General features: G+C 55.1%; 28 protein-coding genes. 7 read left to right on the top strand and 21 right to left on the bottom strand.

All coding sequences use genetic code 11. The features are described 5' to 3' along the window. Nucleotides 1-134, bottom strand: a 134-nt coding sequence (locus ACT3R4_RS03510) for a LysR family transcriptional regulator (protein ID WP_444614977.1), incomplete at its 3' end; no start/stop codon positions are given. Between the two features lie 224 nt (nt 135-358). On the opposite strand from ACT3R4_RS03510, the gene ACT3R4_RS03515 reads away from it, so the two are divergent. From ACT3R4_RS03515 to argE, 4 genes are read left to right on the top strand one after another with little or no spacing between them, the layout of a single operon-like run. Next, nucleotides 359-1324 (top strand): Bug family tripartite tricarboxylate transporter substrate binding protein, encoded by a 966-nt coding sequence (locus tag ACT3R4_RS03515; protein WP_193054034.1) that lies wholly within the window; start codon nt 359-361, stop codon nt 1322-1324. A 56-nt stretch (nt 1325-1380) separates the two neighbouring features. Further along, a complete protein-coding gene (locus ACT3R4_RS03520) occupies nt 1381-1884 on the top strand; it encodes a tripartite tricarboxylate transporter TctB family protein (protein ID WP_193054035.1) in 504 nt (167 codons plus the stop codon). Nucleotides 1885-1908: 24 nt separating this feature from the next. After that, the gene (locus ACT3R4_RS03525; RefSeq protein ID WP_193054036.1) at nt 1909-3381 is read left to right on the top strand and encodes a tripartite tricarboxylate transporter permease; all 1473 of its coding nucleotides are present in this window, start codon (nt 1909-1911) and stop codon (nt 3379-3381) included. Between the two features lie 35 nt (nt 3382-3416). Beyond that, nucleotides 3417-4601, top strand: a complete 1185-nt coding sequence (gene argE, locus ACT3R4_RS03530; protein ID WP_193054037.1) for an acetylornithine deacetylase — start codon at nt 3417-3419, stop codon at nt 4599-4601. 362 nt (nt 4602-4963) lie between these two features. Here argE and ACT3R4_RS03535 read toward each other — a convergent pair whose 3' ends face one another. Next, nucleotides 4964-5878 carry an AEC family transporter gene (locus tag ACT3R4_RS03535; RefSeq protein WP_193054038.1) on the bottom strand — a complete coding sequence of 305 codons (915 nt, stop codon included), beginning with the start codon at nt 5876-5878 and terminating at the stop codon, nt 4964-4966. A gap of 105 nt (nt 5879-5983) precedes the next feature. Here ACT3R4_RS03535 and ACT3R4_RS03540 point away from each other — a divergent pair, with 105 nt between their 5' ends. Beyond that, the gene (locus tag ACT3R4_RS03540; RefSeq protein ID WP_193054039.1) at nt 5984-6490 is read left to right on the top strand and encodes a hypothetical protein; all 507 of its coding nucleotides are present in this window, start codon (nt 5984-5986) and stop codon (nt 6488-6490) included. Between the two features lie 10 nt (nt 6491-6500). On the opposite strand, the gene ACT3R4_RS03545 is transcribed toward ACT3R4_RS03540, so the two are convergent. The 8 genes from ACT3R4_RS03545 to ACT3R4_RS03580 form a co-directional block, all read right to left on the bottom strand. Continuing rightward, a complete protein-coding gene (locus ACT3R4_RS03545) occupies nt 6501-7322 on the bottom strand; it encodes an alpha/beta hydrolase family protein (protein ID WP_319022140.1) in 822 nt (273 codons plus the stop codon). A gap of 65 nt (nt 7323-7387) precedes the next feature. Further along, complete coding sequence (locus tag ACT3R4_RS03550) at nt 7388-7594, bottom strand: hypothetical protein (protein WP_319022141.1); 207 nt, start codon at nt 7592-7594, stop codon at nt 7388-7390. Between the two features lie 3 nt (nt 7595-7597). After that, nucleotides 7598-8278, bottom strand: coding sequence for a BamJ family beta-barrel-assembly machinery protein (locus tag ACT3R4_RS03555; protein WP_172116855.1), 681 nt, complete (start codon nt 8276-8278; stop codon nt 7598-7600). Between the two features lie 268 nt (nt 8279-8546). Then, nucleotides 8547-8990: a universal stress protein gene (locus ACT3R4_RS03560; protein WP_172116854.1), complete on the bottom strand. Its 444-nt coding sequence runs from the start codon at nt 8988-8990 to the stop codon at nt 8547-8549. Nucleotides 8991-9011: 21 nt separating this feature from the next. Next, entirely contained in the window at nt 9012-10295 is a 1284-nt protein-coding gene (locus tag ACT3R4_RS03565; RefSeq protein ID WP_192526889.1) for a TRAP transporter large permease, read from the bottom strand. A gap of 30 nt (nt 10296-10325) precedes the next feature. Continuing rightward, a complete protein-coding gene (locus ACT3R4_RS03570) occupies nt 10326-10904 on the bottom strand; it encodes a TRAP transporter small permease (RefSeq protein ID WP_192526888.1) in 579 nt (192 codons plus the stop codon). Nucleotides 10905-11186: 282 nt separating this feature from the next. Beyond that, a complete protein-coding gene (locus ACT3R4_RS03575; protein ID WP_193054040.1) occupies nt 11187-12200 on the bottom strand; it encodes a TRAP transporter substrate-binding protein in 1014 nt (337 codons plus the stop codon). Between the two features lie 168 nt (nt 12201-12368). Further along, nucleotides 12369-12941, bottom strand: coding sequence for a TIGR02444 family protein (locus tag ACT3R4_RS03580; protein WP_193054041.1), 573 nt, complete (start codon nt 12939-12941; stop codon nt 12369-12371). Between the two features lie 30 nt (nt 12942-12971). Here ACT3R4_RS03580 and ACT3R4_RS03585 point away from each other — a divergent pair, with 30 nt between their 5' ends. Beyond that, nucleotides 12972-14930, top strand: a complete 1959-nt coding sequence (locus tag ACT3R4_RS03585; RefSeq protein ID WP_193054042.1) for an ATP-binding cassette domain-containing protein — start codon at nt 12972-12974, stop codon at nt 14928-14930. 34 nt (nt 14931-14964) lie between these two features. Here ACT3R4_RS03585 and dtd read toward each other — a convergent pair whose 3' ends face one another. From dtd to ACT3R4_RS03625, 8 genes are all read right to left on the bottom strand, one after another. Further along, entirely contained in the window at nt 14965-15402 is a 438-nt protein-coding gene (gene dtd, locus ACT3R4_RS03590) for a D-aminoacyl-tRNA deacylase (protein ID WP_193054043.1), read from the bottom strand. A 45-nt stretch (nt 15403-15447) separates the two neighbouring features. Continuing rightward, on the bottom strand, nt 15448-16293 hold the full coding sequence (locus ACT3R4_RS03595) for a universal stress protein (protein WP_193054044.1): 846 nt from the start codon (nt 16291-16293) through the stop codon (nt 15448-15450). A 111-nt stretch (nt 16294-16404) separates the two neighbouring features. Further along, the gene (gene thiD, locus ACT3R4_RS03600) at nt 16405-17226 is read right to left on the bottom strand and encodes a bifunctional hydroxymethylpyrimidine kinase/phosphomethylpyrimidine kinase (RefSeq protein ID WP_087110476.1); all 822 of its coding nucleotides are present in this window, start codon (nt 17224-17226) and stop codon (nt 16405-16407) included. 8 nt (nt 17227-17234) lie between these two features. Continuing rightward, entirely contained in the window at nt 17235-18650 is a 1416-nt protein-coding gene (locus tag ACT3R4_RS03605; protein WP_087110474.1) for a TRAP transporter large permease, read from the bottom strand. Beyond that, the gene (locus tag ACT3R4_RS03610) at nt 18650-19198 is read right to left on the bottom strand and encodes a TRAP transporter small permease subunit (RefSeq protein ID WP_087110472.1); all 549 of its coding nucleotides are present in this window, start codon (nt 19196-19198) and stop codon (nt 18650-18652) included. Before ACT3R4_RS03610 ends, ACT3R4_RS03605 begins: the two co-directional genes overlap by 1 nt. Nucleotides 19199-19333: 135 nt before the next feature. After that, nucleotides 19334-20158: an endonuclease/exonuclease/phosphatase family protein gene (locus tag ACT3R4_RS03615; protein WP_087110470.1), complete on the bottom strand. Its 825-nt coding sequence runs from the start codon at nt 20156-20158 to the stop codon at nt 19334-19336. A 27-nt stretch (nt 20159-20185) separates the two neighbouring features. Next, nucleotides 20186-20818: a thiol:disulfide interchange protein DsbA/DsbL gene (locus ACT3R4_RS03620; protein ID WP_087110468.1), complete on the bottom strand. Its 633-nt coding sequence runs from the start codon at nt 20816-20818 to the stop codon at nt 20186-20188. Between the two features lie 97 nt (nt 20819-20915). Continuing rightward, on the bottom strand, nt 20916-21545 hold the full coding sequence (locus ACT3R4_RS03625) for a c-type cytochrome (protein WP_407647901.1): 630 nt from the start codon (nt 21543-21545) through the stop codon (nt 20916-20918). Nucleotides 21546-21883: 338 nt separating this feature from the next. On the opposite strand from ACT3R4_RS03625, the gene yihA reads away from it, so the two are divergent. After that, nucleotides 21884-22537 carry a ribosome biogenesis GTP-binding protein YihA/YsxC gene (yihA, locus tag ACT3R4_RS03630; RefSeq protein ID WP_087110463.1) on the top strand — a complete coding sequence of 218 codons (654 nt, stop codon included), beginning with the start codon at nt 21884-21886 and terminating at the stop codon, nt 22535-22537. Here the strand turns inward: yihA and ACT3R4_RS03635 are convergent. From ACT3R4_RS03635 to ACT3R4_RS03645, 3 genes are read right to left on the bottom strand one after another with little or no spacing between them, the layout of a single operon-like run. After that, nucleotides 22526-23266: an HAD family hydrolase gene (locus ACT3R4_RS03635; RefSeq protein WP_087110461.1), complete on the bottom strand. Its 741-nt coding sequence runs from the start codon at nt 23264-23266 to the stop codon at nt 22526-22528. The genes yihA and ACT3R4_RS03635 overlap by 12 nt on opposite strands. Then, nucleotides 23263-24174: a tyrosine recombinase XerC gene (locus tag ACT3R4_RS03640; protein ID WP_087110458.1), complete on the bottom strand. Its 912-nt coding sequence runs from the start codon at nt 24172-24174 to the stop codon at nt 23263-23265. The genes ACT3R4_RS03635 and ACT3R4_RS03640 overlap by 4 nt, the downstream gene beginning before the upstream one ends. After that, nucleotides 24167-24877, bottom strand: coding sequence for a DUF484 family protein (locus tag ACT3R4_RS03645; RefSeq protein WP_087110456.1), 711 nt, complete (start codon nt 24875-24877; stop codon nt 24167-24169). Before ACT3R4_RS03645 ends, ACT3R4_RS03640 begins: the two co-directional genes overlap by 8 nt. Nucleotides 24878-24899: the final 22 nt, after the last annotated feature.

Consider the following 24899-nt stretch of genomic DNA (forward strand, 5'->3'; position numbering starts at 1 on the left):
AAACCCAACGCTTCCTCAAGCCCAGTAAGTAATCGACTCACCATTGACTGGCTAATGCCCAACATCTCTGCAGCCGCCTTGGTGGTGCCGTGCTTCATAAATGCATCAAATGCTTCAATCTCTTTTATTTTCATTATCTTGAACTCACTCTAAAAACCTTCGCTAAATCATTAACAGATAAAAACGAACTTTATAAACCATAAGCTTGCAATTTTGGCCCACCACTAGAACATTAATGCATACTAAATAGAATCATTGAAACAAATTTCATACTTGTCTATGTTGAATAAGCTGGGTTTAAAACTGCTGCTGGCAACGCCGTTTAATAAAACTTCTAACAACTGCTGCGGAGATAAGTATGAAACTCACCCTAAGCTTAACGGCGGCAACGCTTCTCGCTGCGTCCACCGCCTATGCTCAAAGCTATCCTTCCGAACCCGTCACGCTCGTTGTTCCTTATGGCCCGGGCGGCGCTTCTGACCTTGCGGGCCGGGCCTTGGCGGAGTCTGCGCGCGAATATCTAGGCCAGCCTGTCACCGTCGTCAATCAGGCCGGCGCCGGTGGAATGACCGGCGCTCGCGATGTGACACAGGCCGAGGCCGATGGTTACACCCTGCTGTTGGCCCGCGTCGGCATGGCGCTGTCACCGGCGGTCAATGAAAACAGCAGTGTTGACTGGGATGAGTACACGTTTATCAGCCCACTTGAAGCCACTCCCATGATTCTGGCCGTGGCCGATGACTCCCCCTACGAAAACGTTGAGGATCTGCTGGAAGGCATCGAAAACAACCCTGGAGCAATGAGCTACGCCGCTTCTGGCGCCACCGCCATTGATGGTTTTACGGTGCAATCACTGCTTGCTGATGCGGGAATGGACCCATTGACGGCGGCAACATTGATTCCTTATCGGGGCGGCGGCGAGCTGGCAACGGCCCTGCTAGGTGGGCACGTTGATTTTCTCGCCATCGCGGCAGCGTCACTGATGCCGCATATCGAGAGTGGCGATATGCGCCCGTTAATGGTGTTCTCACCCGAGCGTATGGAAGCATTACCGGAAGTGCCCACCGCTGAAGAGCTGGGCTATGAGCTGGCAGGCCAGGTTATTGGCTGGAGCGCTTTGTACGGCCCGCCTGACCTGCCCGAAGAAGTGATGGATACCTGGAGCCAGGTAATGGAGCAGGTTGCCGAAGATGAGACGTGGCTCAGCCGTGCCGAAGGCCGTGGCTCGATTTCTACCATCGGCAGTGTCGATATGGAGACGTATGCAGAAGAGCAATACGAGTTCTATCGCTCCTTGGCTGAACAGTTTGGCTATCTGGAATAAATACACGCTAAACATCGCGTAACGACGGTATATATCACTTCATCGCTGGAGGGGTCATGGGTATAACACGCGGCTTGGTTATTACAGTGCTGTTCGGGATCGTGCTTTTTTTACTGATCCCCGCCTATGTGCCCCGCCCACGCTTTATTCCGGGGTTTGCACCACCGCCTGATATGTGGCCACGAACGGTTTCCATGCTGGGCATGGCGCTGGGAGTGCTGCTTGTCGGGCTATCGTTTTCCCGTAAAACCGAAGCACTCGCTGACCCTGAAGATGCCAGCGCCCTTCGCGGCGGTACACCTCTTGTCACGTTGCTCACTCGCTTCGGTTGGACAGTACTGGCCTTTGCGCTCTTTATCGGCGCGGTGACGCTATTAGGGTTCTTGTTATCGAGCATCCTGCTGTTAATGGCGATGCTGGTACTGACGGGTTATTGGCGCCACAAAATAGTGGCAACCATCGTAGCCATCATACTTCCAATGCTTCTCTACCTGTTTTTCTCCAGCGCTCTCAATACGCGTTTCCCGGTTGGTAGCCTTTTCAGGGTTCTCGGAATTTAACTGTCGCGTACAGGACTGACCACTATGCTCAACGATCTGCTGGTTGCCTTTCAGGCGGTGGCCACCTTTGAGAATTTCCTGATCATGGCCGCCGGTATCTGGGGTGGAGTGATTATTGGCGCGATTCCCGGCATGACCGGCACCATGGCCGTTACGCTGGCGCTGCCCTTCACCTTTTACATGCAGCCTATCCCGAGTATTTTGCTGCTTGTCGCGCTTTATAAAGGCTCGACCTATGGCGGCTCGGTATCGGCGATATTGATCAAAACCCCAGGTACTGCTTCAGCCGCCTGCACCACCCTTGATGGCTACCCTCTGGCCCAACAGGGAAAGGCGGGCAAAGCCCTTAACATGGCGCTCTACTCCTCATGTACCGGGGATTTTATTTCCAATCTCTCACTGTTTTTTATCGCCGCGCCACTGGCACTTCTCGCACTGCGTATCGGTCCTCCCGAATATTTCATGCTGATGATTTTTGCGCTCACTACCGTGGCGGGCGTATCCGGGCGCTCGCTACTGCTTGGGCTGGTTTCTGCATGCCTGGGGCTTTTGTTGGCCACCGTGGGTGAAGATATGTACGGCTCGTTCCGCTTTGACCTGACAGTGGATATGCAGAGCGGCTTGGCCGTGGCACCCGTGCTGATTGGCCTGTTTGCGATTCCCGAGCTTCTTAAGATTATTGTGTTTCGTCACAACCAAAACCATAAGCCCATGCAGCTGGGCGATAACCGCGTAACACGCAATGAGCTGCGCCGTTCCTTAAAAGCAATGCTCAAAGGCAGCATGATTGGGGTTGTGATGGGGGCCATTCCCGGCATTGGCCCTTCGGCGGCGGCCTTCTCCTCCTACGGCGAAGCACAGCGTAGTTCAAAGAACCGCGAAAACTTTGGTAAAGGCGAGCTGGAAGGCATCGCGGCATCAGAGTCTGCCAATAATGGCTGCTGTGGCTCCACCATGATTCCATTGCTAGCACTAGGCGTACCGGGTGACGTGATTACAGGCGTAATGCTGGGCGCTTTTATGATTCACGGTATGTCGCCAGGCCCCATGCTGTTTGAGAACAACCTTCATGAAGTTTACATGCTGTTTATTGGCATGCTGTTCTCATCCATTTTGCTGTTTGGGGCCGGCAAGGCAACGATGCGCTTTTTCTCGCATATCTCACGTATTCCGCCTGGCTTGATGGCGCCGATTGTCCTCGCCCTGTGCGTATTCGGTATTTTTTCGATCTCCAACAGCATGTATGACGTCATCGTGCTGCTGGCGATGAGCGTATTTGGCTTTTTCATGTTCCTGTTCGCCATTCCCGCCGCGCCCTTTTTAATCGCGTTCATTCTTGGCCCAATGCTGGAAGAAAACCTGCGTCGCGCCCTTGCCCTATCTCGTGGTGATCCCAGCATTCTGGTGTCATCGCCGATCACCTGGTTGTTCGCGTCTTTGGCGATATTTGTGGTGGTAGTAACGATTCGTCAGCAACTTAAAAAAGCCCAGGTTTGAGCCAACGACTCCCCTATTGCCGAGGATTTAACACCATGCAAGCTAGTACCACGCCGAACGCTCACCCGCAGTTGGCAGCTTCAATATCACACCTTGCCGACCTGATCGCTTACGACACAACGAGTGCGTACTCCAACCTCGAACTTATTGACTACATGGAGAAATTCTTCACCAATCTAGGCGCGGATGTGACGGTGTTACCGGATAAGAGCGGTGAGAAAGCCAACCTGGTCGCTCGTTTGGGCCCGGCCGACCTACCTGGCATCGTTCTCTCTGGCCATACCGACGTGGTTCCTGCCAACCCGAAGAGTTGGCTAAGTGACCCTTTCAAAATGGAGCAGCGCGGCAGCCGCCTGTTTGGTCGCGGCACCTGCGACATGAAAGGTTTTGCAGCGTGCGTCATGGCGGCAGCACCGGCGTTTGCCAACGCTGAACTACAGCGCCCCGTCTATTTCTGCTTCTCTCACGATGAAGAAGTGGGCTGCCTGGGGGCGCCCGCCATCGCACGCTATTTATCAGAACTGAAAGTACCACCGGCGTTGGCGATTATTGGTGAGCCCAGCGAAATGAAGCTGATCAACGGCCAGAAAGGCAAGATCGCCATGCGAGTGACGGTGCGCGGTGAAGGGGGGCACTCATCGTTTTCTCCCCAGCACGTCAACGCTGTCGAGTATGCCTCACGTATCATCACCATGATCGCTGAACGAGCACGACGATATGAGCAGGATGGCCCCTTCGATCACGATTTTACCGTTCCTCATGCCACCACCCTTACCACCATTATTGAAGGCGGTGTAGCAACCAACGTTACCCCCGACATGTGTAGCTTTATCTTCGAGCTGCGTAGCATTGATCAAGATGCGGCCGCCACGGATATTCAAACGCTGATCAACGATATCGAGTCGGCCCTGCTGCCCGAAATGCAGCGCCAATCATCAGATTCCGCCATTGAGTGGCAAGAGTTGTTTGCCTACCCTGCCATGGGCGATGCCACTGACAGCGAGATGTTTAAACAACTTGAACCCATTCTTCCCGAGCGTGGAGGAAAAGTGTCTTATGGCTCTGAAGGTGGCGTTTTCGAAGTTGATGGCGGTATACCTTCCGTAATACTTGGGCCTGGCTCCATTCGGCAAGCCCATAAGCCCGACGAATTTATAGAAATAGAGCAACTCAACCAATGTCTCGCTTTCTTCGATAAATTAAACGCTTGGATGAGATAATGAGGACTGAACAAGCAGTAGTGGTTATACATCCAAAACAGCCCAGAATTCGTTGAATTGATGGGTAAAGACTGCTGTAACAGGATTGATTTTATTTGACTTGGCCCCAACTGGCGGCATTACTTTAATTCACCATCCTGCACTTATTACAAAAAATAATTTACGTAATGTGCAAAAAAGAAAGCCACTCCAAAGGAGTGGCAAAAGACCGTGACTAGCAATGAGAGGGAGAAACCATGACAACAAACTGGCGGCTCGCTGTCGTGGTCTGTAGCGACTCATTAAACGCTACAAGCACAATATAATCATTATCATTTAACTCGTCAATACAAATGCGAATACTTTTTATTTATTTTTACATCTTACCCTGAGAGCTGTAACCAGAGCGGAAGCGTGAGCATGGCGAGTAGCGTTTGACCGGTGATAATGGCTGCCATTAGCTCAGCGTCACCGCCTAACTGGCGGGCCAGAATATAGGCCGAGGTTGCCGTGGGAAGTGCTGCAAACAGCAGCGCCACGTCCCGGCTAACGGTATCCAGGCCTAGCGCCCACGCCAGCACCAATACCAGCGCTGGCATTAGTAACAATTTGACGCTGTTGGTCGCTAGCAGGCCACGGTCAATGCGTAACAACGCGGCCGGGCGTAGTGCCACCCCCACGGCAACCAGCCCTAGTGGTAGCGCGGCACGCCCTAGCAGGCCGACGGTGTCCTCACTCCACCCTGGCAGGCCAATGCCGCTCAGGTTTAATCCTATGCCTGCCAGGCAGGCGAGGATCAGCGGGTTTTTCACCAGCGCCATGACGCTTTTACCCATGCTCGCACTGCCTAATGTGCCAGCAGCCACAAAACTTGCCACACACATGATGTTCACCACGGGCACCATCAGCGCTACGGCAACCGCTGCCGTGGTTGCACCTAACTCGCCATGCAATGCCGCGGCCCCCGCTACGCCTACATAGGTGTTAAAGCGCACCGCGCCTTGAAACACCGAGGTAAACGCTGCAGGCGTTAGCTGTAGCCAATGGCGAAACCACCAGATCAGTAGCCCAAAAAACGCAATGGCGCCTAATAGCACCAGGGCCAAGCGCCCTACCGGTACCTGGCTGACATCGGCGGTGGCCAGCGTTCCCACCAGCATGGCCGGGAAAAGCACAAAGTAAATTAGCCGCTCCATTTGCGGCCAAAAATCTGCACCGGGCCAGCGCCAGTAGCCCATGCCCGCTCCTAATAGAATGAGTAGGAACAGGGGCCCTAACGCAGTGGTAATACTCTCCATGGGTTTTCCTTAGTGACTGCGACATCACAGCACAACGACATCGACACGTTTACTGTTACCATGAAACGACACCCCGCCTCACGGCCTGCGTAGCGGTATTCTGCCATGAAGATACTACCTAAAACTGCTGGTTTTTCAGGTTTACAGGGACTCAAGGTGCTGATTTTAGTCACCGGTTTAGCACTGGCGATGTCTACATGGTACGTATTTTTTCATCAATATCACGATAACAGCCACGTTACCTGGTTCCCTTCCGCCGCCAGTTGCGATGTCCATGCTCACCCTTGTTCAGTCGCACTGGGCAGTGGGCGCCAGTTGACCTTTCATATTGATATCAACGGCCCTATAGAAGCGCACGCTGCTTTACCGTTGGAAGTCGATATTCAAGGCATTCCAGCCCATCAGGTCAACGTGGATTTGGTTGACCGCTATCGAGATTCGAGGATTGAGCGCTTTGTGCTGGATGCCATCACGCCAAGCCGTTTTCGTGGTCAAGGCCAAGTGGATAAAGAGGTGCAAACTGCTACGCCCTGGCGGGCACGCGTGATTCTTGAAACACCGGAGGGAGATATGGGGAGCTGGTTTGACTTTGAAGTGGTAAAGAAGAGCTAGCCAGGCAGAACTAGTCAGACAGAACCGGCATAACCGGCGCGGCTTCCAAACGGTCAAGCATACGCATGAGCGCGCTCGCCTGGACGCCTTCACGGGTATCGTGCAGCGGATTTTTCTGCCAGAGGCTTTCTGCATACCCCCACCAATCCCAGCACCCTTGCGGGTTCGACAAGCTGCTGTCAGCTTGTGGGTAAAGCACTATCTGCTGGTGGCTGGCGGCCCAATGATTCAAACCGCTATGGCTAACAAAGGTATCACCAATAGCGTTAGCGCTCATTTGGCAGCCGTGCAGCGCAATAGTGACCGGGCATGCTCCCTCTTCACATGCCGCGGGAATAAATACATACCCCGTGTCCGCTAGCCCTTTAACCGCAAACTCCGACTGATCGAAAGCGACCAGCTCTCCCGTTGCGGAAGTAGTTGTGGAAGTAGCTGCGGAAATAGAAGCGTCACGTTCGGGATATAACCAGGCAAGCATTTCTTGCGCAACATCTTCATCACAGGCCAGCACATGGCTACCACCGCCCTGGCGGCAGTTGCCCAATTCCTGCGGACCAACGGCCTCCTCCTCGCGTAGCTGGACTGGCCAGCCATGCCCCGCTGCCTGACTACGTACCCGTTGCAGTTGCTCAGGTGATGTCAGCCAGCCCAGCCACTGCTTGACCAATAGCTCAGCCAGCTCGGGCTGTACGACATCATCAGCATCGCCATACCAGATAAAGGCACGGAGCTGAGCCAGGTCTTCACGAGCACCGACCCGGTCATGCCTTTCATAACCCGCCCAACGTGCGTCTAGCCTGTCCAAGGCTGGCTGGCCTGCACGGGTTTGCATGCATTGATTAAGCGCAAGATTTAAGGAGCCCTGCGAACAGCCCCAAGGCCCTGCCGCCAGCACGCCTACACGCTAAAGCGCTCAGGCCAGGCAACCGCTAGCTGGGTTGCCATATAACCGCCTGATGAAACGCCAACGACGCTTGCCTGCTCTGACATGGCATTCAGCGCGGGCAAACGCTCAGGCGTTTCAGCCATTGCACTGGCTGCCAGCGGGCCGCTTAGCAACAACAACGCACTTAGCGTGTGAGCAACCCGCAGGGCCATAGGCATGGATTATTCAACGCCTAACAGTTCAACCCGGAACGTGAGCATTTCATTGGGGCCAATCGGGCCTTGGCCGTTTTCGCCGTAAGCCAGGTCAGCAGGGATATACAGCATCCAGCTATCGCCAACGCTCATCATCTGCAGGCCTTCCTGCCAGCCTTCAATAACTTGATTGACCTGGAAGCTAACCGACTCGCCGCGCTCAAACGAGCTGTCGAATATCGTGCCATCCAGCAGCATGCCTTCGTAATTCACCTCAACAGTGTCCTCAGGCCCGGGCGTTGCACCATCGCCCGACTCAAGCACTTCGTACTGCAGGCCAGAATTCGTCACCTCTACGCCCTCACGCTCGGCGTTTTCTGCCAGGAACTCTTCGCCTTCCTCGAGGTTTGCCTGGCCGATCTCAGCGGCTTCCTGTTCACGCGCCTCCAAAGAGCGCTCCTGGAAGGCCATAATGGCCTCAACCATTTGCTCTTCGTCGAGCGCCAACTCATTGTCCTCGAAAACATCGCGCATGCCGTCGTTAAACGCATCCAGGTCAAGGTCGCCGATATCCGCTTTCATGCTTTCACCCAGCGTAACCCCAAGGCTGTAGGCAAGGCGCTGATCGTCAGTTTCAGGGGCCGCAGCAACAAACGGTGCCACTAAAAGCAGACCTGTCAGAGCCGTTGAGGAGAGCAATGTTTTCATAAAAAAGTAACCTTATTCGACGGCGCAATACGCCAGATGTTAAGTGCTTCAAAGCCTAACACCCGCTTCAGGGTGTATCTACCTGAAACGGGTGCTGTTGTTACGACTGTAGTTAAGACCGTAGTTAAGACCGTAGTTAAGACCGTAGTTAAAACCGTAGTTAAAACCATAGTTAAGACTGTAGCTACGCCTGTTACGACCTCGCTTTTACCAAGAGGTTTAACCTTGTGCAGCAATGCTTACGTCAATCGTGATGCCTACAACGAAGCTACACCACCAAGGTGGGACAATGCGCCGCACCGGCCACCCGTTGAGATACACTGCCCAGCAGCATGCTTTTTTCGCCGTTAGTGCCTTGAGCACCAATCACGATCAAATCGCACTCTCGCTTCCAGGCGAAGCGTGCAATGGTACGTGAAGGCCGACCTCCTTTAACAAAAGCACGCACGCTCGTGCTGTCCGCGCCTTGCTCAATGGCATGGTTTTTCGCGTGTATAGCGATCTCGGTGGCGTACTCTTTTAACGCATCGTCGGGAATATCCAACTGATTGGGGCGTACCATGGAAAGTGACGCCTCAAGCAGGCTGTGGTGCTTGAATACGCACAAGAAATAGAGCTCAGCGCCCGTTAGCAGATGTAACCCTACTGCTTTATCGAGCGCCTTAATGGCGCCTTTCGAGCCATCCACTGGGACTAAAATGCGGTTAAACATGCAGTTCTCCTTAATGGAAGGCTAGCGGAACGCCAGGTCGCGTAGAAACAGCGCAATCTGCGGGAACATGATGAGAAGCGCGGCCGCCAGAATGAGCATAAAGATAAACGGCGGCGTGCCTTTAATAACTTCCCAGTAAGGCCGCTTAAAGATCGCAATCGCGGTAAAGATGTCGCAGCCAAACGGTGGTGTGGCCGAGCCAATCGCCACCTGCAGGGTAATCAAGATGCCGACCAGTACCGGGTCGAGTCCTGTTGCGGCAATGGCAGGGGCAAAGATAGGCGTAAGCACGAGGATAACCACGATAGGGTCAACGAACATGCAGGCGATAAAGAAGGAGATACAAATCGCGATCAAGACACCGGTCGGCCCGGCATCATTCACGCCTACGGCTTCCAGGATCGTTTGGGGAATTTGAGCGAAGGAAATAATCCAGGAGAAGCTATTACCGACTGCTACCAGGATAAACACCACAGCGGTAATCAAGCCGGTAGATTTGGCAATCGTGTAGATATCGGCCATTTTGAGGGACCGAAACACCACAAATTCCAGCAGCACCGCATACAGCACACACGCTGCGGCAGCCTCCGTAGGGCTAAAAATACCGCCATAAATACCACCGACAATAATAACCGGGAAACCCAACGGCCAGAGCGCTTTTTGAACCGCAACGCCACGCTCTCTCCAGTTGGCTTTCGCCTCAGTCGGTACATCCTTAACGATGGCGTAGGTAATACAGTAGGCTGAAAACATCAACAGAATCAGAAGACCGGGGCCAATACCGGCGATAAACAGCTCACCAATCGATGTGCCCGACACGACCCCGTAGATAATCATGCCAATACTCGGCGGAATCAAAAAAGCGATATCGCTGGCATTAATAATCAGCGCCAGCGTAAAGGAGTCGGAGTAGCCGGCTTTAAGCATTTTGGGCCGCAACGGCGAACCCACCGCGACCACGGTTGCTTGGGTTGAACCTGAAACAGCGCCAAACAACGTACAAGAGGCCGCGGTACTGACCGCAAGCCCGCCCTTAATATGGCCGATAAACGACATTACCATCGCGATCAAACGGTTAGCCGATTGGCCGCGGGTCATAATATCGGCCGCTAAAATAAACATGGGTACCGCGATCAGTGAGGCTGGCCGTATGCCTGCCATCATTTGCTGAATCAGCGTATCCATCTGGCCGAAGCCGTTAAACATCATGTAAAAACCGATGATCGCCGCTGCAATGAGCGGCACCATCATGGGAAAGCCCAGCAGTAGCAGGGCAATCATGGTGACTATCATTATTGTCGTCATAGCTCTTTCCTCAGGATACGATGCCCTGCGTCAAACTTCAGTTTCGGTATCTTTATAACCATCGACCACACCCGTTGAGAGATACACATCCCGACTCGTGAGGTTTTTAATGGCGGTTAGCAGGTACTGAATACCCGTGATGAAAAAGCCCATCGGCACCCATAGGTAAATTATCCAGACCGGCAAACTTAACGAAGGCAGCACGCGTCCTTTGCTATACAAGTCGAGGATATAAACGATCGAGTAGTAAAACAGGAAGAACATAATGAAAGAGGTGACGAGCGAAATGCAGATCATCAACGCTTTACGCCCACCCACCGGTAAAGCGTCGTAAATTGCCGACATGCGTATATGACGCCCATGGCGCGCCGCATAGCCAATACCAGCAAACGTAATCATGATGATCAAAATGCGGTTTAATTCACCGGAGAACATGATGCTATTGCCAAATACAAAGCGGGCAATCACATTGGTGACCGTATTCAGCGCCATTAGCAAAACCCCTAGCGCCAATATCACTGACTCGATTTTGCTAATTGCAGTGTCGATCACTCCCAACACGCCGGGTAAACCAGAATGATAGCTCTTTTCGGATTCTTCATCGGTCATGGCCGGACTCCTTTTTAACGGCATGTTTAGCGGCATGACGATGGCTAGCAACGGCCAATAACATGCTAGTCATCAAGGTTATTCCACGTTCAAAGTTGAAGGGTGAGAGAGCAGTACCGACATACGTTTAGCGTAGGGGGTACTCAAGCTTTTCGCCTTTTGTATGGGGCTACTATCCACCAACGTTGCTCCCCTTAAAGGTATCGATAAACAATAGAAAAGGGGCAGCCGTGGCTGCCCCTGATATGAGTCACCCTTTCTGCCTTAAACGGCAACTCAACATTACGGGTTTGTGGCTTCCAGGTCGGCTTTGAACTGCTCCAGCAGTTCAGCGCCACCCTCACCCGTCATTTCGAGGAAGGCTTCTTCCACTTGTGGCGCCCGTTCACGGAACATCTGAATCTGCTCTTCGTTCAGACGCGTAACGGTCACATCGCTAGAAGCCGCCTGGATTTTCTCCAGCGCTTCGTCGGCCAAGCCCTGGATGTGCTCCATGGTTTGGTCATAAGCAGCTTCAGAGGCATCTTGAACCAGCTGCTGGTCTTCTTCAGAAAGATCTGAATAGAAGTCCTGGTTCGCCATCATGGCGGTGGTGAACCAGCCATGGCCGGTAAACGTCAGGTGCGGAGAGACTTCATAGAGACCGCCCGACTCGATCCAGAAGATCGGGTTTTCCTGGCCGTCAAGAATCCCGGTTTGCAGACCACCGTACACTTCACCCCACGGCAGCGGAGTGGGTGTTGCACCAAACGCGCTGTAGGTTTCTGACAACAGCGGGTTGGTCATGGTACGGATTTTCTTGTTCTGCAGATCCTCGGGCGAGCTGACCGGCTCATCGGTGGTAATCACCATTTCGCCTTCTGGGTACATCTTAAGAAGTTCAAGCCCCTGCTCAGCGTAAAGCTCGGGGAACATCTCGTTAATCGCTTCGCTTTCGTCGAAGAACGTTAGCACCGTATCTTGATCGGTAGGCAGAAGGTAAGGAATAAAGAAAATCTGAGCTTCTGGAATCAGCGCGCCGGTAAAGCCCGGTGACTGGTTAACAAACTGGAGAATGCCGTTTTGAGTCTGCTCCATGATGTCGTCAGACTCGCCCAGTTCGCCAAAGCGATAAACCTGAACGGTGTGGTCGGAATTATCTTCGATATACTCTTTGAATGCGTAGGCGAACACATCCTGTACATCACCTTCGTACTCTTCGTGAGCGTAGCGCCAGTTGTCTGCCTGGGCAGCCGCGGTCATGCCCAGCAACAGTGCGCCAACGCTAGCCGTCGTTACTAACTTGCTTGCCTTCATGCGATGTTCCCCTTGCAGTGGTAAGCGCGCCGTACGAGTGCGCAAAAATTCTGCCTTTGTTTTTTTACATTCGCTTTTTAACATTCGCTGACACGCAAAAACGTTATCCATTGCTGTGGGTCAGCGGACGCATAACGAAAGATTATTCAAAAGCAGCTTATTTTCAGGCTAGCGCGGTGACTCGAAGTGGTCAAGCCGGGCTGCCAGGGTTTGCCAAGCGTTAACCACGCTTTCGCGCGCGCTTGGCTCACCCTGACAACCTTTGTCAAGTTCGGCAAAAAACAGCTTATCTTGCAGCCATTTCTCGCTATCGTTCGAAAACAACGCGCAGTTTGTTAATCGCTGGTCGCTGTCAGAATTTTCGATCGCCCACCTTTGCCAACGTTGAAGGTTTTCACGTTCGGCCTGCAGCTCAGCCTGCTGAATCGTTTTACGCAGAGCGGAAACAGAGGCGCTGTGTCGTGCCTGGGGCTTTAACGTGCGGCGTAAATGACGCAGCACTTCTGTGGTCTCACGCTGCCATAGCTGACGCCGCTCACGCTGTGGCGCCAGCGCTTCTGGGCGTGCTTCAAGCCCATTCACAAACAGCCAGCCGTGAAATAACAGCTCGCACACATCGACGCCTAATGTGTCCTGTAGCGTCAGGCAGGCGTCTTCAACGCCGGGGGCTTTATAAAACGAGAGGGCAAAATCCCATAATGGCATCTGCTCCAGGCGGCGCAATCGGTTAGAATCGAGCATTGGTTTACCCACTTTTCATTGGGAGAGAGCATGATCGCACTGCGCCAAGTCGCCCTGCAACGCGGCACGCAAACGCTACTCGAGAACGCCGACTTGACCCTGCACGACGGTATCAAGGCGGGTATTATCGGGGCAAACGGCGCTGGTAAATCGAGCCTTTTCAAGCTCCTGCTGGGTGAATTAGGCCCCGACCAGGGCGATGTTGAAATGAGCGGTGGGCAACGCATCGCACATATGGCCCAGGAAGTTGAAGCGCTTGATCGGCCAATTATCGAATATGTGCTGGATGGCGATAAGGCCCTGCGCCAAGCTGAAGCCGAACTGCTCGCCGCCCAGGAGGCGGGCGAAGCGCACCGCGAAGCCGAGCTTCACGGGCTAATCGAAACCCTGGATGGCTACCGTGCAGAGTCTCGCGCCGCCCAGTTACTGGTTGGGCTTGGCTTTTTCCAGCCAGATCTTTCCCGTCCGCTTTCCGACTTTTCAGGCGGCTGGCGAATGCGCGTTAACCTGGCGCGTACGCTGTTTATGCCCTCTGACTTATTGCTGCTGGATGAGCCCACCAACCACCTGGACCTCGACGCGCTGCTGTGGCTGGAGCAGTGGCTAAGCCGCTACCCAGGCACCCTGCTGCTGATTTCCCACGACCGCGATTTTCTGGATGCAGTATGTGACCACATTGTGCACATGTACCACCAGACGCTTGAGCTTTATCGGGGCAACTACTCTCTCTTTGAGCGAACGCGAGCCGAGAAGCTAGCCCTGCAACAAGCCGAAGCCGCCAAGCAGCAGGCCCGCCGCGAAGAGATTGAGCGCTTTATTGCACGCTTCAAAGCTCAGGCAACCAAAGCGAAGCAGGCGCAAAGCCGGGTAAAAATGCTGGAGCGTATGGAAGATATTGCCATCGCCCACGTCGATTCGCCCTTTCACTTCACGCTACCGGCCGCCGATAAAACCTCGCACCCGCTGCTGGTACTTGATCAGGCCCAGCTGGGCTATCAGGGTAAAGAGCGTGACACCGTTCAGCTCGACAAGGTCAATATTACGCTGCTGCCGGGCAGCCGTATTGGCCTGCTGGGGCCTAACGGTGCGGGTAAATCAACGCTGATCAAGTCCTTGACCGGCGAGCTTGAGCTGCTAAACGGCAAGCGCGTTCCCGGTGAGCACTTGGCGATTGGCTACTTTGCCCAGCACCAGTTGGAAGGGCTAGATGTCACCTCTACCCCTTTTGTGCATGTCCAGCGCCTTTCACCTAGAGCCAGCGACCAGGAGATTCGCAACTTTCTGGGCGGCTTTGGTTTTAAAGGCGATGACGCCTTTGGCAAAGTGGCTACTTTCTCAGGCGGTGAAAAAGCGCGTTTGGCACTGGCGCTGGTCGCCTGGCAAAAGCCCAACTTGCTGCTGCTGGATGAGCCCACCAACCACCTGGATCTGGAAATGCGCGAAGCGCTTACCGAGGCGCTGGCCGGTTTTGAAGGCACGGTGATTCTGGTATCCCACGACCGCCACCTGCTGCGTGCTACGGTCGATGAGTTCTGGTGCGTGGCGGACAACCGTGTAGAGCCGTTTGATGGCGACCTTGAGGATTATCGCGCCTGGTTGAAGGCACGCCTTGAGGAGAGCCGCCGCGACTCGCGCAGCGAGAAAAACGAACGTCAGAACCAGCAACCCAGCGGGGATAGCCGCGACGCGCGCAAGGCAGCCCGTAAGGCCGCTGCCGAGCTGCGTGAAAAGCTGCGTCCGCTGAAAAAAGAGCGCGACCAGGCTGAAAAAGCCATGGAAAAAGCCCAGGCCGAACTGGAAGACGTAGAGTCTGTGCTGGCCGACCCCGAGCTTTATACCGACAGCAGCCGCAAGGCCGAGCTTACCGATGCGCTGGCCCAGCAAGCCACCATCAAGGCCCGCCTGGACAGTTCCGAGCAGCAGTGGCTAGCAGCGGAAGAGTCGCTGGAAGCCATGGAAGCTGAGCTGTTGGCCAGTGAAAACGCTTAGTGCCAGGATGTTTGTACTCTGCGAAACCAAATAGCTAGCTTTCCAGCAGGAACGTCACCGGGCCATCGTTAACCAGCGCCACCTGCATATCGGCGCCGAACTGGCCGGTGGCCACCTTCGGCCAGGCCGACTGGGCCTGGCTGACCAGCGCATTAAACAGCCGTTCACCTTCGGCAGGGGGAGCGGCGCTGGAAAAGCCCGGGCGCAGGCCCTTATGGGTTTCAGCGGCCAGGGTAAACTGCGATACCAGCAGCAAGCCACCGTCTACCTGCTGAAGATTGAGGTTCATTTTGCCTTCGGCGTCGCTAAAGACACGGTAGTGCAAAAGTCGGTGAAGTATTTTCTCAACGGCGGCGTCAGTGTCGCCCTTCTCAACACCCACCAGTGCCAATAACCCTTGCTCAATAGCACCCACCGCTTGCCCCTCGACACTGACGCTTGCCTGGCTCACACGCTGTATCAGTACTTTCACTTGCACTTCTCCTGACGATATCAGCGCCTAGTGTACCTATTCACGTCACCAGGCGCGGCATAACATCAGATCGCAGTGGGGTTCGCTGAGCAGCGCTTGCGTTAGCTGGCTGGAGTGAAAAGGCTGGCTACGGCTACTCATCACCGCCAGGTCAGGCGAATGGTACCTGATATAGTCCTGGGTCACCTCGCACGGCGTGCCGGGTTCAAGCACCAGCTCAATATCGGGGGCATCGTCGAGCTCGCGCACCAGTTCATCAATCTGGTGTTTTAATGCCTCCCGCAGGTGCGCCACTTCCTGCTCACGCCACTGAGCAAAAGTGACCTCAGAACCCAGTGCCTCTTCACCGGGCACTGTCCAGGCATGCAGCAGTGTTAGTTTTGCATCGGGAAAGTGGCTTAGCGTCTGTTTTAGCATGCGGCGAGCGCTCAAACAGGCATCAACGGGTATCACAATATGCTGCCAGGGCTGGGTGGGCGTGTACTGGGTAATCACCACAGGACACGGCGCATTGCGTACGACGCGCATTAGCGTGGTGCCCGCCAACAGCGCTTTCTGGCCACGCTTGCGGTGCATCCCCAATACAATCAACCTGGCCTGCTCTTCATGGGCCTTGCGTGCAATTTCAACATGGGGTTCGCCGGTAACGGTTTGCACCACGGTCTTGGGGGCTTCCAGCGCGTAGTCTTCACGAATATCGGTCAACGTGGCGCCAATATCTTCATTGATCGCATGCTCTACTGCTTGCAGTAGCCGATGCGGCAGATGGGGGTCCAGCACATGCAGAACATCCAGATGGGCGTTGTGCGTATAAGCAAGGCGCAAGGCGCGCGCAAAGCCAGCGCGATTTTCAGCAGAGAGGTCAGTGGCAAACACAAACGTGCGGGTCATGGCATAACGCTCCTCAGACAAGCATCCAGGCAGTCGTTTCACAGACACCCTTCAGCATGGTGGGCGAAGCCATATCCCGCAAGCTAACGATTCATTTTAGCGTGTAGCGCGTTACCACCAGGCATGAAAATGGTGCACCGGCCCGCGCCCTTTGCCAACGCTTAGTTGAACGCTGGCCTCAAGAGCAGCATGCAGCCACCGTTTAGCATCGCTAATAGCCGCAGCGGGGGCCTGGGCAGGCGCATCCATGGGCAGCTTTGCCAGGCAGGCCGCAATAGCGGATGACAAGGCGCAGCCGGTGCCGTGTAAGTTCTCTGTTTGGATACGTGACGCAGGTAGCCACTCGTGACCATCCGGCGTTGCCAGCAAGTCAGGGCATGTCTCGCCACGCAAATGCCCCCCCTTTAACACGACATAAGGCGCGCCCAGCTGGGCCAAGCCTGGCAACATGGCTTCCATGGCGTCCAGGCTCGTAGGTGAGGCGGTATCCAGCAGCACGGCGGCTTCTGGCAGGTTAGGTGTGATCACATCGGCCAGCGGTACCAGAATGTCGCGTACCGCCCGAATCCCCACATCGTCTACCAAAATATCGCCACTTTTGGCGACCATCACCGGATCAAGCACGATCCAGCGTGGGCGGCGCTTGCGCAGTACATCAGCAATCACGTCAGCGACATCCTGGCTTGCGACCATGCCAATCTTGACGGCATCCAGCTCCACATCGTCCAACAGGGTTTCCAACTGCTCACGGATCGCCTGGGGGGATACCGGATAGACCGAGGAAACGCCGCAAGTATTTTGCGCAATCACCGCCGTAATCACATTGGTGCCATAGACGCCCAGCGCCGAGAACGTCTTTAAATCACCCTGCAGCCCTGCGCCACCGGAGGGATCAGAGCCTGCAATCGTCAGTACATTTACGTTTCGTGTCATGGGGTTTCCTAAATAACCGACGGTAGCCACGTGGCAAGCTCGGGGAACAGCGCCAGCGCCAATAGCATTCCCAGTTGCAAAAGAATAAACGGAATGACGCCTCGGTAGATGGCGGAGGTCGGCACACTTTGTGGCGTTACGCCCCGCAGGTAAAAGAGCGCAAACCCAAACGGCGGCGTTAAAAACGAGGTTTGCAGGTTAACGGCGATCATAATACCTAGCCAAATGGGGTCAACGCCCATGGCCAGCAGAACCGGGCCGACAATCGGCACCACAACAAAGGTAATTTCGATAAAGTCGAGGATAAACCCAAGCAGGAAGATCACCAGCATGACCACGATCGTGGCGCCTACAACGCCCCCCGGCATCGCTTCAAACAGGTGGGTCACCAGTTCTTCACCGCCGAAGGCACGGAAAACCAGCGAAAACAGCGCCGCCCCAATCAGGATTAAAAACACCATGCTGGTGACTTTAGCGGTGGAGTACACCACCTCGCGCAGCATGGGAACACTCAGTTGGCGATTAAAAGCGGCCAGCAGCAAGGCACCAAACGCGCCCACGGCGGATGCCTCGGTGGGCGTCGCAATGCCGCCCAAAATAGACCCCAGCACGGCAACGATCAGCAGTACCGGGGGTAAAAGCCCTTTTATGAGTAGCGGCCAGATACTGCCGGTATGCCCAAGCTCTTGCATCAACGCCTGACGATCAGCGGCAGGAGCGGCGCCCGGCTTAAGCCACGCCACCATCAGTAAGTAGATAATATATGCGACCACCAGTATCAGGCCGGGCACCAGTGCGCCAACAAACAGATCCCCTACGGAAAGCGTTTTCGGGCTCCAGGCGCCCATGGCAAGCTGGGCCTGTTGGTAGGCATTGTTGAGCACGTCGCCCAGTAACACCAGCGCAATGGACGGTGGAATAATCTGACCAAGCGTTCCGGTCGCACAAATAGTGCCGGTCGCAAGCGCTGGCGAGTAGCCACGCTTTAGCATCGTAGGTAGCGAGAGCAGGCCCATGGTGACCACCGTAGCCCCTACAATACCGGTAGACGCGGCCAGCAGCATACCGACCAAGACCACGGCAATGCCCAGCCCCCCACGTAGAGCGCCAAACGCCATGGTCATCGCGTCTAACAGTGTTTCAGCGACCTTGGACTTCTCAAGCAGCACACCCATCAGCACAAATAAAGGCACCGCCAGCAGGGTGCTATTGGTCATGATGCCGTAAATTCGGTTGGGCATGGAGTTCATCCAGCGCGCTTCAAACGGCACCGCAACGCCCATCGACTGAAGCAACCATCCCAACCCGGCAAATGCCAGCGCAGTGCCCGCCAGCGACAGCGCCACCGGATACCCCAGCATTAAAACAACGCAAACCGTGGCGAATAGTATCAGCGGCATACCTTCCAATAGAGTCGCCAGCACTAGATGATCTCCTCATGCTCAGAAATAGGCGCAGGCAGTTTGCCGCGAATGATCAATATTTTGCGGATTAACTGGGCTACCGCCTGGAGAAGCATCAGCGCCACCATCGCCAGGATCATTGACTTGAGTAGAAAGACGGCAGGAATACCGCCATTGGCGGAGCGTTCCATGATCGACCAGCTGCTGTAAACGTAGTGAAAGCTCGTGATCGCAATAAATAGCATCACCGGGATCAGTAAAAACAGCGTACCGAGAAGATCGATCCAGGCACGGCCGCGGTCGGACATGCGCCGATAAAAGATATCCACCCGCACATGGCCCTCGTGACGCAGCGTCCAGCCAGCGCACAGCATAAATACGGCGGCATGCATATACATTACCGACTCTTCCATCACAATACTGTTCATACCGAAGGCGTAACGCATGACAACGATGGCGAACTGAACCAGCATCATGATCACAACCAGCCAGGCAATGGCCCGGCCAACTCTCTCCGTCACGCAGTCGAGCCAGCGGAGCAACCGCGGCTCATGAGCATTGGCGTGCATGTTAAATGTCCTACACAAAGAAACGGCCTGGAATCATCGCTGATTCCAGGCCGAACGTCATCCCTAAACAGGCAATTATCTACCGGTTAAAGCGGCTTAAAACGCACATATTCGCCCGTTTGACGGCCTTAAGCGTTAGTTGGCGTTTTCAATCGCCAATAGACAGGCGTTAGGTAACGGTAGATCAACGGCAATAGGCAGGTGATCAGAGAACAGATGATCCATTACCCGCACCTCAGCGGCCTCCAGCGTTTGCGAGAGCAGAATATGGTCCAGCGCACGTCGTGGCTGCCACGAGGGATAGCTCAATAGCGGTTTAACCGGATGAAGCGGCAGCGAGGCACTAAACCGCTGATGGGCGTGCAACTGATCCGGCGTGCAGTTGAGATCGCCCATCACCACCACGTGATGTAGCGGCTCAATAATTTCACTCAAGTAGTCAAGCTGACGCCCACGCCCACGCTGGCTAAGCGCCAAGTGAGCAATAAAAATATGTAACGCATCCGGCCCGTTACCAAAACGTACGTGAATGGCCCCGCGACCAGGTAACGTACCGGGCAAACGGTGCTCTTCAATCTTCGTAGGTGTCAGACGCGAAAGCAGGCCGTTACTGTGCTGGGCGATACGCCCCAGATTACGGTTTAACTGTTTAAAGTGATGCGGAAACCCGGCCTGAGCGGCCAGGTACTCCACCTGATTGATACGACTGGAGCGAAAACTGCCGCCATCGGCCTCCTGAAGCCCCACCACATCAAACTGGCTCAACACATCGCCCATAATATCCAGACGTTTAACGCGCTGAGGGTTCGGCAAGAAGTGCTGCCAACTGCGGGTAAAGTAGTGATGATAAGCAGACGTTTGGATGCCCACCTGCAAATTAAACGTCAGCAAGCGAAGGTGCCCCGTTTCTAGCAGAGACGATAACTTGCCCGGCTGATTCACTGTTGTCAGATTGACCATCTGCTTATCACCCCATGCCCTTACACCTTACTGCGCGCGCTCAGTACGCACGCGCTCGATGAGTGCTTCTGCCACTTGCGGCATATTCTCAAGGCTGCCTGCGGTGCTGGGGGTAATAACGTAACGGCCATCAACCACCAGCGCGGGCACACCCATCAAGCGCATTTCACGAATACGACCGTGGGCGTTGTTAACTTCGCTGCGTACGCCAAACGAAGTTAAGGATTTTTTGGCATCTTCTTCACTGACACCATAATCGGCAAAAAAGTCGGCAATATCGTCCGCATCCGTTAACGCGCGGTCATCCTGGTGAATCGCCGTAAAGAAATCAGCATGCAAATCGTCTTCAATGCCTAGCGACTCGGCAGCATAAAAAGCCGTCGCGTGAACATTGGAGTTTCCGCCCATGACAGCGGGCATATGCACAATACTTACGTCATCATCTAGTGTTTCGTACCATTCAGTGATGGGTGCTTGAAGGCGGTTGCAGTGAGGGCAGCCGAACCAGAACACTTCGGTCACTTCGATGTGATCCTCATCGACCTGAGTCGCGACCGGTGAATCAAGCAGCGTATAGTCTTTACCTTCTACCAATTCCTGAGCGCTGACAGATGCTGAAAGGCCTAAACCGGTCAGGGCAACCAATAACGTTTTGAACATGCGACAATTCTCCAAGGGATAAGCGAAGATAGGACTATCTCTAACGCTATCAGGTTCCCTCACCGATAGGAAAGAGCATTCATTTTCAGGATACCACTTAGTGTAAACCAAAGAGGTAGTTAGCCACGGCCTGCATATCCTCCTCGCTTAGCCGAGTCGCAATATCGTGCATGCTACCGCTTGGGTCGTTCGTTCGTTCACCGCTAGCAAACGCGTGTAACGCCGTCATCGTATAGGCGGGGTACTGACCAGCAATCGCCGGGTAAACGGCGCTGCCAACACCGCCACCCGTGGGCGTATGGCATGCGCTGCAGGCAGGCACACCACGCGAGCGCACCCCTGCACGATAAATCTCTTCTCCGCGTGCCAATAGCGCCTCGTCTTCCGCATTGGCATGGCCCAGATTAGCCTCCTGGGCTGCATAATAGGCGGCAACGTTCCACGCATCCTGGTCAGAAAAGTCGTCAACCATGCCTGTCATTTGCACAACCACCCGCTCGCCATCACGAATATCTCTAATCTGTTTGGCCAGGTAAGAGGCTTGCTGCCCCGCTAAATGCGGAAATGCACTGGCCGGACTGATGCCCGTTTGCCCATGACAAGCCGCACACGTTTGCGCGCGCTGTTGACCGGCGGTGATATCCGTTGCTTGCGGGTCAGCAGGCTGCGCAGAAACGATAACGGGGGCACTTAAAGCAGCCGCCAAGCTTGCCAGCGCTGCTTTCACACAGATGTTCGTAAAGATTTTCGTAAAGACGTTCATAACGACGCTCATGATGACTCTAAGGACGGTTCTAATAACGACTCACTATGCGATTCAAGGGCTACGCTATTCATAACGGTGGGCGCTATCTGGCATGTCAAATAGGGTGCTCAACCTACCGATTAGTCGCTGTTGGCTTAAGCCCAGTGGTACACTAACGCCCCAGGTCACAGGTATCACCGCTTTTTAGCACAATGCTTGACCTGACTGACGGGGTAATTCGTCGCAGTGCGGCGTGCCATGTCATTATACGCGTGGTTAACGCAGACTGTTTTATAGGTTCGATTTTCAGGATTCATTCCATGTCCACCCCTCAAGATAGCCCCGTCGCTCGGTTGAACTACCCTACCGCCAAATTTGTTATCAGCGCCCCAACACTGGCTACCTGCCCTGACGATACGGGTGCGGAAGTGGCGTTTGCAGGACGCTCTAACGCGGGCAAATCGAGCGCTATCAACGCGCTCACGCAACAGAACGGCCTCGCCCGCACTTCGCGCACGCCAGGGCGCACGCAGCTGATCAACTTTTTCAGCGTCATGAACGACGAGGCGCGGCGTCTGGTTGACCTTCCAGGCTACGGTTATGCGAAAGTGCCAGAAGCCGTCAAAATCGAGTGGCAGCAGCATTTGTCTGACTACCTGCGGGGCCGGTTTAGCCTGCGCGGGCTGGTGCTGCTGATGGACGTTCGCCACCCGCTGAGCGAGTTTGACCAGATGATGCTGAGCTTCGCCGACCAGCGCAATATGCCGGTACATATCCTGCTAACCAAGGCCGACAAGCTGAAAAAAGGCCCGGCAAGTGCCTCGCTGCAAAAAGTCCGTTCTCGCTTAAAAGAGTGGGAAGACCTGGTGTCAGTTCAGCTTTTCTCATCGCTCAAGCGCCAGGGCGTCGATACACTTTCGCAAAAGCTTGACCAGTGGTTGCATACGCCACCGGAAGACACCTCAGGCCACTGAACCGTCCAGCTTATCCAATATACCCGGCAGCTCTTTAATATGTGCGATGCGGTGTACCCTGGGCGGCAGCGCCTGGCTCTGGTCGCTTGAGACCCACACCGCGTGCATGCCCAGTTGCTGAGCCGGTAAAATATCCTCTTCCCACGAGTCGCCGACGTGCATCGCGCACTCGGGCGTGACATTAAGCCTTGAAAGCGCCGTTAGAAAGGGCGTGTGTTCCGGCTTGGGCGCCAGAAGCTCGCCTGCAGCAATCGCCACCGGAAAATACGCCGCCAACGGCTGACGCTTTAAATGAATATTGCCGTTGGTAATGGCCGCCAGCTGGTAGCGCTCGCCTAACGCGGAAAGCAGGCCCGCCGCTTCCGGATGCGGAGAAACCTGGATACGCAGGCGATGAAACTCGTTCATGGCCGCTGCCGCCCACAAAATGGCCGCACTCCGGGGCAGGCCCTCGGCTTCCAACTGCGCCTCCAGAGCGCGCAGGCGTAGCCAGGTAAAGTCGCCGCGCCGCTCGGGCACATCTTTAGCGAACTGCTGGCGGCGCTGTAAATAGTCCTCCACGCCCGCCTCATAATCCAGCGACAGCGGCGCCTCTTGACGCGTTGCGCGCCAGATACTCAGCGCCTCAAGTAACCAGCCGTAATGCCCCTCCTCCGTGCGTAGCATCACGCCCTGGTTATCCCAAAGCGTATCGTCTAAATCAAACGTGATAGCTGCTAGTGCGGTCATGGTGTGTTTCCAGAAGGGCGGCGCTTGGCGCGTGGGTGGGCGGCGTCATAGCTGGTCGCCAAATGCTGCCAGTCGAGCCGAGTATATACTTGGGTGGTGGAGAGGTTTGCGTGGCCTAACAGCTCCTGAACCGCACGCAGATCCTGGCTTGATTCAAGCAAATGGCTGGCAAACGAGTGACGCAAGCGGTGAGGATGCAAGTGCTCGGGCAAGCCCCGGCTAACAGAGAGTTGGGCAAGACGTTTTTGAATGGCTCGATGCCCCAGCCGCGCCCCACGCTGGCCCACAAAAAGCGCCGTTTCACCCTCAGGTGCCATAGTTGCCCGGCAGGCAATCCACTCCGCCAGGGTGTGCTGGGCGCGCTGCCCGACAGGCACCTGGCGTGGTTTACTGCCTTTGCCTATCACACGTACGCGGCTGGTCTGCAGATCGTGAAGGTCCAGCGCGGCAAGTTCTGCCAGGCGCAAACCACTGGAGTAAAAAAGCTCCAACATGGCCTGGTCGCGTACGGCCAGGGGCGAACCATCATGCGGGCTATCCAGAAAATGGGCCAATGCATCCACATCGACCGGGCGCGGCAGGTGGCTGGGTTGCTTAGGCGTGCGCAGTAGCGCGACCGGGTTATCGGCAAGAATCCCCTGCTTGACCAGGTCATCGGCAAAGCGCGAAAGTGCCGCTCGGCGCCGTGCAAGGCTGCGTGCGCCAAGCCCGCGGCTGCGCTCTGTGCCTAGAAAAGTGCGCAGCAGCGCCGTATCCAGCAGCGCTGGGTCCTGTATTTCGCGCTGCTCGGCAAACCGGCACAGGGCGCTTAAATCCTGCTGATAGGCGGCGACGGTTGCCGGGCTTGCATGTTGGCCTAGCGCGCCGATATAGCGTGCCACCGCTGCGGCAAGAAGCGACTCAGCCATACGTTTCCAAGCGAATTAAAAGCCGTGCCACGATATCCCCAAGATACTCGGTAAACAGCGTATCCATGCTGGCGCGATAGCAGTCAGGGTTGGGGCTTGCCAGTAGCAGGTATCCCAGCGACTCGCCCGCCGAGAGGCGCGAGATAGCGCAGGAGCCCGCTTTACGTGGCGCTTTAGTATGCGGCAATAGGCACTTCCAATCGCTAACGCTTAACTTGGCACAGCGGCTGGTTTTACCGTCCAGTAACGCGGCCAAACGTGTACTGGCGTGCTGGTCCAGCACATGGCGCGGAGGCTGGGGCATGGTGGGTTCGCTATCGCTTAACGACGCCGGGCACCAAAGTGCCATCGCGGGCGTATCAAATCGCTCGTTAAGCTGAGTCGCCAGAGCTTGCGCTAAGGCGTCACGGCTATCCGCTTCGACCAGCGCCATCAGGGTTTCCCGTAGGCGCCGATACTGAGCTTCGTTGTGCCGAGCAGTTTCCAGTAAGTGCTCCAGGCGATCTTCGGCCTTCTCCGCCCGCTGACGCAAGTCCAGCACCAGCCTCTCAAGCAGCGATACCGCACCATCAATATGCGGGTGCGGCACTTTAAGCTGCTGCAACAACCCTTCACGGCCTACAAAAAAATCGGGATGCCGGGCAAGCCAAAATGCTACCTGGTCTGGATCGAGCGTCTTGCGCGGTTCAGGGGCTTGAGACATCACCGTTCTCCTTGTATCCGTT

Origin of the sequence: Halomonas sp. AOP7-E1-9, from assembly GCF_052376035.1 — a bacterium.
GTDB lineage: Bacteria > Pseudomonadota > Gammaproteobacteria > Pseudomonadales > Halomonadaceae > Vreelandella > Vreelandella citrativorans.